The 12,461-nt window shown below is 32.2% G+C and carries 10 protein-coding genes and 2 tRNA genes; 10 read left to right on the plus strand and 2 right to left on the minus strand.

The genetic code is table 11. The features are described 5' to 3' along the window. The first annotated feature begins 101 nt into the window (after positions 1–101). The 5 genes from LOS86_RS01135 (at position 102) to LOS86_RS01155 (ending at position 4,014) form a co-directional block, all read left to right on the plus strand. On the plus strand, positions 102–2,030 hold the full coding sequence (locus LOS86_RS01135; protein ID WP_231842837.1) for a M1 family metallopeptidase: 1,929 nt from the start codon (positions 102–104) through the stop codon (positions 2,028–2,030). A gap of 70 nt (positions 2,031–2,100) precedes the next feature. Next, positions 2,101–3,426 carry an RIP metalloprotease RseP gene (rseP, locus tag LOS86_RS01140; RefSeq protein ID WP_231842838.1) on the plus strand — a complete coding sequence of 442 codons (1,326 nt, stop codon included), beginning with the start codon at positions 2,101–2,103 and terminating at the stop codon, positions 3,424–3,426. A 72-nt stretch (positions 3,427–3,498) separates the two neighbouring features. Further along, positions 3,499–3,572, plus strand: a tRNA-Asn gene (locus tag LOS86_RS01145). A gap of 34 nt (positions 3,573–3,606) precedes the next feature. Then, a tRNA-Asn gene (locus LOS86_RS01150) sits at positions 3,607–3,680 on the plus strand. 46 nt (positions 3,681–3,726) lie between these two features. Beyond that, positions 3,727–4,014, plus strand: coding sequence for a GIY-YIG nuclease family protein (locus LOS86_RS01155; RefSeq protein WP_231842839.1), 288 nt, complete (start codon positions 3,727–3,729; stop codon positions 4,012–4,014). 192 nt (positions 4,015–4,206) lie between these two features. Here the strand turns inward: LOS86_RS01155 and LOS86_RS01160 are convergent, their stop codons facing one another. Beyond that, complete coding sequence (locus LOS86_RS01160; RefSeq protein WP_231842840.1) at positions 4,207–4,800, minus strand: 2OG-Fe(II) oxygenase; 594 nt, start codon at positions 4,798–4,800, stop codon at positions 4,207–4,209. 135 nt (positions 4,801–4,935) lie between these two features. On the opposite strand from LOS86_RS01160, the gene LOS86_RS01165 reads away from it, so the two are divergent. The 3 genes from LOS86_RS01165 (at position 4,936) to LOS86_RS01175 (ending at position 8,223) form a co-directional block, all read left to right on the plus strand. Beyond that, complete coding sequence (locus tag LOS86_RS01165; protein ID WP_231842841.1) at positions 4,936–6,225, plus strand: NAD-dependent succinate-semialdehyde dehydrogenase; 1,290 nt, start codon at positions 4,936–4,938, stop codon at positions 6,223–6,225. A 129-nt stretch (positions 6,226–6,354) separates the two neighbouring features. Continuing rightward, the gene (locus tag LOS86_RS01170) at positions 6,355–7,689 is read left to right on the plus strand and encodes an ammonium transporter (RefSeq protein ID WP_231842842.1); all 1,335 of its coding nucleotides are present in this window, start codon (positions 6,355–6,357) and stop codon (positions 7,687–7,689) included. A gap of 42 nt (positions 7,690–7,731) precedes the next feature. Continuing rightward, positions 7,732–8,223: a nuclear transport factor 2 family protein gene (locus LOS86_RS01175; protein ID WP_231842843.1), complete on the plus strand. Its 492-nt coding sequence runs from the start codon at positions 7,732–7,734 to the stop codon at positions 8,221–8,223. Between the two features lies 1 nt (position 8,224). Here the strand turns inward: LOS86_RS01175 and LOS86_RS01180 are convergent, their stop codons facing one another. Next, entirely contained in the window at positions 8,225–9,181 is a 957-nt protein-coding gene (locus tag LOS86_RS01180) for an NAD-dependent epimerase/dehydratase family protein (RefSeq protein ID WP_231842844.1), read from the minus strand. A 230-nt stretch (positions 9,182–9,411) separates the two neighbouring features. On the opposite strand from LOS86_RS01180, the gene LOS86_RS01185 reads away from it, so the two are divergent. Both LOS86_RS01185 and LOS86_RS01190 read left to right on the plus strand, forming a co-directional pair. Next, positions 9,412–10,017 (plus strand): hypothetical protein, encoded by a 606-nt coding sequence (locus LOS86_RS01185; protein ID WP_231842845.1) that lies wholly within the window; start codon positions 9,412–9,414, stop codon positions 10,015–10,017. 19 nt (positions 10,018–10,036) lie between these two features. After that, the gene (locus LOS86_RS01190; RefSeq protein WP_231842846.1) at positions 10,037–12,349 is read left to right on the plus strand and encodes a RemA C-terminal-like gliding motility protein; all 2,313 of its coding nucleotides are present in this window, start codon (positions 10,037–10,039) and stop codon (positions 12,347–12,349) included. Positions 12,350–12,461: the final 112 nt, after the last annotated feature.

Consider the following 12,461-nt stretch of genomic DNA (forward strand, 5'->3'; position numbering starts at 1 on the left):
TAAAAATTAAAGATTTTTAGTATATTCGTTTTAGATTAATTAAATGCTGCATTTAAATTTTGTGGTATTTATTAGTTAAAGCCCCTTAAAACCTACAAAAAATGAAAAAAATTACTTTTAATTTACTTCTATTATTTGGCGTTTTTTGTTTTGCCCAAACAGACAATAACGAATTTGATAGAATGGTGGAAGCTGAAATGAAATCAGCATCTTCTTTACAAAACCTTCGAGTAAATCCCAATACTCAAAATTATGACATAACCTATCATGAGTTGCGATTTACAGTTAACCCAAATAATACAACGCCTTACATAAATGGTATTGTAAAAACTACTTTTACAGCTTTATCTGATATGAATACCGTTACATTTGATATGGCAACGGCCTTAGTGGTAAGTTCTGTTACAATGAATAGTTCTAATCTTACATTTAATCAGAGTAATTATGAACTCAATATAAATTTGCCTTCTACACTTACTACAGGGACAAGTGCAACAGTTGAAATTACGTACGCAGGTTCTCCGCCTCAAGCAGAAGGTGGATTTACTAGAAGCACACATAGTGGAACGCCTGTTATTTATACACTTTCTGAGCCATTTGGAGCAAGAGATTGGTGGCCGTGTAAACAAGATTTAACAGACAAAATAGATAGTTTTGATATTTACATTACCTGTCCTGATACTTACATTGGAGTTTCGAATGGTTTGCTTCAAAGTTCAACAACTTCTGGAGGAAATACAACTCGTCATTTTAAACATAACTTTCCAATTCCAGCGTATTTAATATCATTAAATGTTACAAATTATACAACGTATAACATTCAAGCGGGATTAGGAACTTTAGAAAATCCATACTTTCCTATTAATAATTATTTGTATCCTGAAAGCAATACAGCAACCACTAGAAGTGCCATTGATGTAACGGTTCCAATTATGAATGTTTTTGAAGAGAAAGTTGGGTTTTATCCGTATCGTTCTGAGCAATATGGTCACGTCCAATTTGGATGGGGAGGAGGAATGGAACATACTACAATGTCTTCAATGGGAGGTTGGAGTAGAAGTTTAATTGCGCATGAATTAGGTCATCAATGGTTTGGCGACAAGATTACTTGTGGTACTTGGAAAGATATTTGGTTAAATGAAGGTTTAACAGAATATATGGCAGGAATAGTAGTAGAAGCTTTGGATGGTGATGCTGCTTTTGTGTCTTGGAAAAATTCAAAAATTTCAAATATAACTTCACAAACTAGTGGAGCGGTGTATTTAACAGATGCAGAAGCTTTAGATGTTAATCGAATTTTCAGCAGTAGACTGTCATACAATAAAGGTTCAATGGTGACTCACATGTTACGTTGGGTTATGGGTGACGCTAATTTCTTTCAAGCTTTACGAAATTACCTTTCAGATAGTAATTTGGCTTTTGGTTATGCTATAACTAATGATTTAAAAGGACATTTAGAAGCTGTTCATGGCAATAGTTTATCAGAATTTTTTAATGATTGGATTTACATGCAAGGATATCCAACATACACTATCATAGCTCAAAATTGGGGAGCGGGACAAGCAAAAATCACAGTTAATCAAGTGCAATCTCATGCATCGGTAACCTTTTTTGAAATGCCGTTAGAAATTCGACTTACTGGCGCTGGAGGTTTGGTTCATGATGTGGTAGTAAATAATAATACTAATAATGAAGAATTTATTGTTTCAGTTCCATTTGAAGTAACGGGAGTTCAGTTTGATCCAAACAAGCATATTATTTCTAAAAACAATGTAGCAACATTGACAAATGAAGCGTTTGAGTTAGAACAAACTATTTCGGTTTACCCAAATCCTGCCAATGATGAAATTCACATTATGATGCCGACAACTACACAATTAGAAAAAGTTGAAATTTACAATACTTTAGGTCAGTTAATGGCAACACATCAAACAGCTGATTTTAGAATTGATAATTTGAGTTCAGGTATGCATGTGTTGAAAATCGTAACTTCTGAAGGAGCAATTCATAAAAATTTTATAAAAAAATAGTTCTGAATTAAAATTATGATGAAAAGTAAGGTGAAAACCTTACTTTTGTTGTTTAAATAAAAGCGTAAAAATGATTCAAGTAGCACAAATTTTATTCATATTATCAGTTTTAGTAATTCTTCACGAGTTTGGTCATTACATCACAGCTAAGATGTTCAAAGTTAGAGTTGAGAAATTTTACTTATTCATGGATGCTGGTTTTTCTTTAATTAAAAAGAAAATTGGAGAAACTGAATGGGGAATCGGATGGTTACCATTAGGAGGATATGTAAAACTTTCTGGAATGATTGATGAAAGCATGGATACTGAGCAAATGAATCAAGAACCACAACCATGGGAATTTCGTTCTAAACCAGCTTGGCAACGTTTAATTATTATGCTTGGTGGGATTATTGTGAATGTAATCTTAGCTTGGTTGATTTTCACTATAATGTATGCTACTGTAGGTCAAAAATATATTGCCACTGATAAAATTCAAGAAAATGGTTTAGCTTTTGGTGAAGTTGGTCAGAAAGCAGGATTTAAAAATGGAGATAAAATTTTAGCTGTTGATGGGCAATTTCAACCTAGTTTTAATAGAATGACATTAGATGTTTTATTAGGTGATAAAATTGAGGTTGAACGTAATGGTGAAAAAGTAGAAGTGATTATTTCTGATGAAATGAAAGGAGAAATCATCAGTAAAGAAGGAAAAGAGTTTGTTGGACCTCGTTTTTCAAATACAGTTGTAGATTCTGTTGTTCCAAAATCGGCAGCAGATATTGCCGGTTTAAAGAAGGGTGATAAGATCAAAGCTTTAAATGGAACTGCATTTACTTATTATGATGAGTTTAAAGATAAAATTTCAAAACATAAAAATGATAGCATTTCTTTATCAGTTTTGAGAGGAGCTGAAATGGTGCAGTTAAAAGCTAAAGTTGATAAAGAAGGAAAATTAGGTTTTATAAACAAAGCTTTAGATAAATTAGATTACGAGGTAAATAATCAGTTGTCTTTAGGTCAAGCTATTCCTGCTGCTGTTAAAGAATCATGGGCATTGTTAGTTTATAATGTGAAACAGTTTAAATTAATTTTGCGACCAAAAACTGAAGCGTATAAACATGTTCAAAGTCCAATTGGAATTGCGCGTCGTTTGCCAGATACTTGGAATTGGGAATTCATATGGAATTTTACAGCTTTATTTTCAATAGGATTAGCTTTTATGAATTTATTGCCAATTCCAGGATTAGATGGTGGGCATGCTTTATTTACTATTGCTGAAATGATAACAGGAAGAAAATTATCAGACAAAGCTGCAGGTTATGTTCAAACCGCTGGAATGATTATCTTGTTGACCTTAATGGCTTTAACTTTTGGAAAAGACATCTATCAATTAGTGGTAGATAAACTTTTGTAATTTTTTCAATAAAATAATTTGCGATAATAAAAAATCAGTTTATATTTGCACTCGCTAAAAAGATAAATACTTTCCTCCTTAGCTCAGTTGGTTAGAGCATCTGACTGTTAATCAGAGGGTCCTTGGTTCGAGCCCAAGAGGGGGAGCAACTTTTTAGCAAAATATAAACCTTTAGGTTATTCCTCCTTAGCTCAGTTGGTTAGAGCATCTGACTGTTAATCAGAGGGTCCTTGGTTCGAGCCCAAGAGGGGGAGCAAAAATCCTAATCAGAAATGGTTAGGATTTTTTTATTTTTGTAAAATGAATAACTCGGTTTACATCCTTTACTCCAAAAAGTTAGATAAGCATTACATTGGCTTTACAGAAAATCTAAATCAAAGATTAGATTTTCATCTTAACGATTCTCAAACAAGAAAATTTACTTACAAGGCTGATGATTGGGAATTAATTTTCACTATTGAATGTGAATCAAAAAATCAAGGATTGTCGATTGAGAAACATATAAAATCAATGAAGAGTAGGATTTATATTCAAAATTTACTTCAATATCCTGAGATGAAATTTAAATTACTTGAAAAATATAAATGAGCATCTGACTGTTAATCAGAGTCCCGATAGCTATCGGGATTGGTTCGAGCCCATTGCTTGTACCGATTGCTATCGGGAGGGGGAGCAAAATCCTAATCAGAAATGGTTAGGATTTTTTATTTATATAAAATGAGCAACACGGTTTTTATTCTTTTACTCAAAAATTGATAAGGCTATATCGGTTTTTTTATTTTAATCCCTTCTTAACCAACCCGTAACGCTCAAGCGAGGTTTGTGACTTTCTAAAACTTCGTGAACCAATTCATTACTCTTAAAGAAAACGGTTTTTCTATTCGTTGGCGCTATTTTTTGAGTTTCATCGCCATCATAAATACACAATTCGCCACCATCTTCAGGTTGCCAATTTTCGTTCAAATACGTAATCATCGAAAACTGTCGGCTCGAATTATCTTGAAACTGGTCCAAGTGTTTTCTGTAAAAACTTCCTTTGTCAAACAAAGCAAAATGGAATTCATAACCTGTAATTCCGGTATAACAACTTCTATTTAAATACGTAACAAAAGCATCAACTTGATCTAAAAACGCATTTTCATGTTCGTTGTTGTTGGCTCTGTCTAACCAATAAATAGCATCGCTTCTAATTTCGGTATTCTTGGTTAGTTTGGCTGCATTTCCTATTCCTGCTGCTTTAAGTAGATTTTGTTCTTTAAGTTCAAGTAGTCGTTTAACTAAATGCTGCGCCAATTCTTCCGATACAAAATGCTCCACAATTCCTACTTTCGAATCCAAATAACTTGAAATCAAAGTTTCAAAACAATCTTCCATTTTTATTAAAATTGAAATATGTTACAAAGATATTATTTCCTTTCGAATTTAAATTTGATGTTTTAGCCACAAAGGATTTTTCATTGAATCTGTGTTTTCAATTTTAATGCGTAATTTTACATAAATACTTTTGTTATGCAATCACAATTAGAATTTTCAGCCCATACACAACTTTCTTGGAAACAATTATCTATTAAAAATAGAATATCTTTTTTACCACAATTGGCTAAACTACTTTTAGAAAATAAACAAGAATATGCAACTTGTATTGTGACAGAAATGCATAAGCCTATTTCGCAAGCTATTGCTGAGGTTGAAAAATGTTCACTTTTATGCAATTACTATTACGAAAATGCCGAAACCTTTTTAGCAACAAAAAACATAAAAACCGAAGCTTTTGAAAGTTTTGTCACCAATGAACCTTTGGGTGTGATTTTGGGCGTAATGCCTTGGAATTTTCCATTTTGGCAAGTATATCGATTTGCAGTTCCAACAATTATCGCTGGAAATACAGTTGTTGTAAAACATGCGAGTAATGTTCCAAAATCAGCCGAATTAATTCAGGAAATATTTGAACAAGCTGGTTTTCCAAAAGGTTGTTATCAAGATTTACCTATTCCTAGTAGTGAAGTGGCTGCTGTTATCGCAAATCCAATTGTTAAAGCGGTTTCGCTAACCGGAAGTGAGCAAGCTGGAATTGCAGTTACTACTGAAGCAGGCAAACATTTAAAAAAGTGTGTTTTAGAATTGGGTGGAAGCAATGCCTTCATCATTTTAGAAGATGCAAATCTAGAAAAAGCAGTTGCAATAGCTGTTAACGCTAGAATGCAAAATGCTGGACAAAGTTGTATTGCAGCTAAGCGATTTTTAGTACATGAAAATATTGCAACTGATTTTATTTCTCGTTTTACAAAAGCGGTTCAGGAATTAAAAACAGGCGATGCTTTAGATTTAAACACTCAAATCGGTTCGCTTGCGAGAGTTGATTTGGCAGAAGAGTTAGAGCTTCAAGTTCAAAAATCGATTCAAATGGGAGCAAAACTAATTTTAGGCGGAAACAGAAAAGGGGCTTTTTACGAACCTACTATTTTGACTAAAGTAACTGCAGAAATGCCTGTTTTTAATGAAGAAACTTTTGGTCCAGTCGCTGCGATTGTGACTTTTAAAAGTGTTGAAGAAGCAATTAAATTAAGTAATCAATCGGATTTTGGTTTAGGTGTTTCTATTTTTACTCAAGATATTGATTTTATTAAAACCAAGATTTCAGATTTTAATGAAGGGGCAGTTTTCTTCAATGAAATGGTGAAATCAGATCCTAGACTGCCTTTTGGCGGTGTTAAAAAATCTGGTTATGGAAGAGAATTGTCTGAAGATGGTATTAAAGAGTTTGTAAATGTGAAAACGGTTGTAATTAATAAACTTTAATTTTTACCCCATATTTTATGGGGTTAATAATAAAAATACGTATAAATTTTAAAAATTACCCCTATATTTTTTTAAAATATTTATAAATATAATTCTTTTTATTAAATTTACCCTATAAAAAATAGGGGTATGAAAGTAAAAAAAAGATGGTTGGTTTCTTTTGTGATTATTTCGATAGTATCGATAATTAGTTTGTTTTGGGAAAATAAGAACGAATTACAATCACAATTTTCAACGGTTGAAGCTATAAATTTTGCTGATGTTGCTTGGTTGTTAACATCATCATCATTCGTATTATTAATGACGCCAGGATTGTCTTTTTTCTATGGTGGAATGGTGGGAAAGAAAAATGTAATTTCTACAATGTTACAAAGTTTTATATCACTTGGTGTGGTGAGTTTACTATGGGTGGTTGTAGGATTTAGTCTTTCTTTTGGAGATAGTCTAGGTTTTGAAATTGGAGGTAAACATTACGGAATAATTGGAAACCCATTTGATTTTATGTTTTTTGATAATGTAGGTTCGTTGCCTCACAAACAATTAGCAGGAACAATTCCTTTTGTTTTGTTTGCATTATTTCAAATGAAGTTTGCAGTAATTACACCGGCAATTATTACAGGTTCATTTGCAGAACGTGTACGTTTTATAGGTTACTTGTTCTTTATCTGTTTGTTTACTTTATTTATTTATACTCCATTATGTCACATGGTTTGGCATCCTAGCGGATTATTAGGTTCTTATTTTGGAGTTAAAGATTTTGCAGGAGGAACAGTAGTTCACATGAGCGCAGGATTTGCTGCTTTAGCAGGTGTTTTAGTGCTTGGTAAACGTAAAAATAGCGAACATATCCCAACGAATATTCCTTTTGTACTACTTGGAACCGGAATGTTATGGTTTGGTTGGTTTGGTTTTAATGCGGGTTCGGCTTTGGCTGCTAATGGAACTGCAGCAATGGCTTTTGCAACAACTACTGTAGCTTCTGCTTCAGCCATGTTGACTTGGGTGTTTTTCGATAGAATTAATGGTCGTAAAGCTTCTGCTCTGGGAGCTTGTATTGGTGCGGTTGTAGGTTTGGTTGCAATTACTCCAGCTGCTGGATTTGTATCCATTCCAAAAAGTATTTTCTTTGGATTTATTACCGCAATAGTGTCAAATAAAATGTTGTATTGGAACAAACTAAAAGAAATTGATGATACACTTGATGTTTTTGCTTGTCATGGTGTTGGCGGTATTATGGGAATGATTTTAACTGCCATTTTTGCTGAAGGTGAAAATGCTAGTTTATTACATGGAGGTTGGTCGGTTTTTGGACATCACATGATGGCATTGGTGTTGGTTGCTTTCTTTACTTTTTTTGGATCTATTTTATTATACAAAGTGGCAAATTGGTTCATTCCATTGCGAGTTTCAGAAGATTCCGAAAGAATAGGATTAGATTTATCTCAACATAACGAAAAGTTTTAATTTTTTGCCGTATTTTTATATTTAGATAATTAAATCCGATTTATGAAATTATACTATTTGTTACTTTTGGTAGTAACGGCTTGCGCACCAATAAAAAATATGGAAAATCAAAAAAATGAAATAAATAGTATTTTAGATAACTGGCACAAAGCTGCAGCCGAAGCCAATTATGAGAAATATTTTGGTGCTATGTCCGAAGAATCCATTTTCATTGGAACTGATGCTACTGAAAATTGGAATAAAAAAGAGTTTCAAGCATTTGCAAAACCTTACTTTGATAAGGGCAAAGCTTGGAGTTTTACTGCTATCGAACGAAATATTTATTTTAGTTCAGACGGGAAAATAGTTTGGTTTGACGAATTGTTAAATACCCAAATGAAAATATGCAGAGGTTCAGGTATTTTGGTTCAAGAAAAGGGACAATGGAAAATAAAACACTATGTGCTTTCAATGACTATTCCTAATGAGAATGTGGATGAAGTGGTAAAAATAAAAGCGCCTATTGAAGACGCTTTTATAAAAAATAGTAAATAAATTATTTGTTGTAGATATGTTCTTTTAAATTTTTGAACATGTCAACAGTCATATTTTCTAAATCGAAATCGTTTTTCCAACCCCAATCTTCTCTTGCCGAAGTATCGTCAATGCTCGCTGGCCAACTATCGGCAATTTTCTGACGGAAATCAGGTTCGTAGTTTAATTCGAAATTAGGATAGTGTTTTTTGATTTCTTCCCCAATTTGCTTTGGAGTAAAACTCATTGCAGCTAAATTGTAAGACGAACGGATTTTTATTTGTTCTTTTGGAGCCTCCATAATTCCAATAGTGGCTTTTATGGCATCGTCCATATACATCATAGGTAATTCTGAATTTTCAGATAAGAAACTTGTGAATTTACCCTCTGTAATTGCTTTGTGATAGATATCAACTGCATAATCTGTAGTTCCTCCTCCAGGTTCTGTACTCCAACTAATCAAACCTGGATAACGAATACTTCTAACATCTACACCATATTGATTGTGGTAATATTCACACCATCTTTCTCCTGTTTGCTTTGAAATTCCGTAAACAGTTGATGGTTCCATTACAGTATATTGCGGTGTATTTTGTCTAGGTGTTGTAGGTCCAAAAACGGCAATACTTGAAGGCCAAAATATTTTTTTAATTTTTCCTGCTTTGGCTAAATTCAAAACATGGAATAGTGAATTCATATTCAAATCCCACGCAAAAGCCGGATTTTTCTCAGCCGTAGCAGAAAGTAATGCTGCCATTAAATACACATCTGTAATATGGTATTGCTCAATTAAATGTTCTATCTGATTGTAGTCTAACGCATTTATTACTTCAAAAATACCATTATTTACAACATCATTGTTTAGTTTTCTAATATCTGAGGCAATAACATTATTTACACCATAAGTTGCTCTAAGTTTGGCAGTAAGTTCGGTACCAATTTGTCCACAAGCACCAATAATCAAAATTTTTGTTTCCATTGTTAGTATAAAATAGGCAACAAATATACTATTTAGATCCATTTTTTGAATTGATTTTTTGAGATATTTTTATTAAACAATAGCTAATTTTAGATATTTCATAATAATTAAAGCTTATACACATTCATTTTATTCAATTGGTAAAATTAGGCTCGTCAAAATCTAAGATATTCATTTAAATGTAGCTACGTATTGTAAACATTTGTACATTTGTTTTTTAAATAAATAAAATGAAAATTTTTAGATATATTTTTTTGTTGGTATTGTTTGCACTTTTTTCATGTAAAAATGAGAATCAACAGATTGAATCCGAAAAAGTAGCTCAAAAAAACGAAGCTGTTTTTAAGAATATTTCGAAAATGTGGGAATTTAAATTTCCAACACCAAGGCCAGAAGTAGCAGTAACTTTAGATAAATGGAACGAATGGCGTCAGTTTGAAATTGAAATGCTTCAAAAGCCAAAATCTACACTATCTGCTTTTCAAATGAAAACTAAAAATTTATCAAAAAAGGCAGACACTTTAGCTATTACAGTTCCTATTGAGTATAATAAACCTCAAATATTAAGTAGAATAACAACGTTAAATACCAAGTTAAAATCACTTGAAACCTTCATTAATTTACGAGTTATTCCAGAAGAACGAATTGCTAAATTAATTCCTGAGATCAATGATGAGATTGTGGGATTGTATAAACAGTGGGATGAAATTATTATAAAAAAAGCGATACCTAAAGAAATTGGTGAGGATTTAATGCTGCAAGCTTTAGATACAAGTAGAAACGCCAACACTAAAGGGATGAAAAAAATGGTAGAAGAATCCAATAAAATGAAGTAATTTTATTGTTTTATTGCATATGAAAACAAGTTATAAACATAAAATAAAATGGATAATTGCTTTATTGTTTTTACAATTTAGTATTGCTCAATCTACTCTATTTTTAGATGAGGCTTCTAATTACAGTTCTTGGGTAAACGCTAGTAATTTGGGAACCGGATTTTCTAGTTGGGATTTATGGACTCAAAATACAGATGCATCTCATTTTGCTGGACATTTTATAGGAAACTCAACTGCTCAAGGTTTTGGAGATGTCAATACTGCAGGAAGTTCGTTTTCCATGTATGCAAATCCGGTAGGAACATTTGTACAAGCTAATGCACAACGTTTTTTAACTAATACAGGTTCACCAGCAGTAGGAGGACGTCAGTATTTATTACCAGGACAATCTTTTAAAATTGATTTAGCAATTGCCTACAGAAATGGATACAAAGGAATTGATTTAATGGATCAAAATTTTGGATTACTATTTAATTTTAATGTTGGTTCCGATGTGTATTCTACATCTACAATTGCTGATTTAGGTTGGAATTATGACCAAGCATCTGTTTTTATTCTTCAAGTAAATCAAATAGATACTAATTCATATGAAGTTATAATAAATAGAGGTACTGATTTGTATACTTCAGGGGTTAGAGTTGGTCAATTTTCTGGTTTTAAATTATACGTAGGGAATACAGATTCTAATAACGATTTAAATAATTTACATTTTAATAATATTCGAGTTCAAAAATGCGCCATGACAACCACTTGGGATGGTTCTTCATGGGATAAAGGTGAGCCAAACAGTAATAAAAATGTGGTATTTAGTGGAAATTATTCTTCTGTATCAAATATAACGGCTTGTTCAGTTACGGTATTAAATAATGCTAGTGTAACCATCAATTCCAATCACAATTTAATAATAGAGAATAATGTAGAAGTAACTACAGGATCCAATTTAATTTTTGAGAATAATGCTTCATTAATTCAAAATAATGCAACAGCAGTCAATTTAGGAAATATTACCTACAAGAGAAATGCTACACCAATGATTCAATACCAATACACCTATTGGGGAGCACCCGTTTTGGGACAAAAATTAAATTTATTTTCACCACTTACTTCAACTGCAAGATTTTATTCTTTTAATGCAAATCCTACTGTGAATAATTGGGTAACAGAAAATCCAAATAGTACAATGCTTCCAGGAAAGGGATATGCCATCATGGCTCCTCAAAATTATAATACAACACCCACTGTTTTTAATGGAGTTTTCAATGGTGTTCCCAATAATGGTAATTATACAGTTAGTGTGTATGAAAAAACGGTACTAAATTATAATTTATTGGCAAATCCATATCCATCAGCAATAAATGTTCAAACATTAATAGCAAATACAACTTTAAATACGTTGTATTATTGGACTCATAATACGGCTATTTCTGCTAATGTTTTTTCATCAAATGATTACGCTGTACGAACAAGTTTAGCAGGAACAGCTGCGAATTCAGGAGGGGCAATTCCTTCAAAGTATATGGCAGCCGGACAAGGTTTTTTTGCTTCTAGTACAGCAACAGGAAGCGTAACATTTACGAATAGTATGAGAGTTACAGGTACTAATACTGGGTTTTTTAGAAATACAAGTTCGCAAAATGAAACTTTTGATGAAGCAGATGATAATTTAATTCGTTTGGATTTGTCAAATTCAGGAGGTGCTTTTAAACAGCAAGTAATTTTATATGTTACAGGAGCTACAAATGATTATGATTCAGGGATTGATGGAGATCAAATTGATGGACAATATGTGAGTTTTTATTCTATTATTCCAGGACATAATTTAGCAATTCAAGCAAAAGCAATGCCTTGGGAAGTTACAGATCAAGTGCCATTAGGATTTAAATCTACAATTTCGGCAGTAACAAATTTTGATATTACCATTTCTGAATTAGGAATTTATTTCTCTGATAAAGAGGTGTTTTTAGAGGATAAAGCCCTTAATATTTTCCACGATTTAAAAGCAGCACCTTATACTTTTTCAAGTGCAGCAGGTGTATTTGATAATCGTTTTGTAATTCATTATCAAGATGCTTCACTTTCAAATAATCCTTTTACTTCTATTGAAAGTTCGGTTTACATCTTTAATTACCAAAATCAACCTAAGATTGTTTCTTCAAAATCAAATATTCAAAGTTTAAAAGTTTATGATTTACAAGGGAGAATCATTTTATCTAAAGATAACCTAAATGCATCACAGGTAATTTTATCAGAATTAAATGCTCACAATCAAGCTTTATTGGTTGATATAAAATTAGATAACGCTGTTTCTGTAGTTAAGAAGTTTGTATTTTAAATTATTACAACCTAAATATAACCATTACTTTTCTATTGAAAACGTAGTGGTTTTTTTATTTTTGTAAATCATAAAAAGAATCATTTTGAGCAAGTCCGACATTATATCCATT

The sequence above is a fragment of the Flavobacterium cyclinae genome, assembly GCF_021172145.1.
Lineage (GTDB): Bacteria > Bacteroidota > Bacteroidia > Flavobacteriales > Flavobacteriaceae > Flavobacterium > Flavobacterium cyclinae.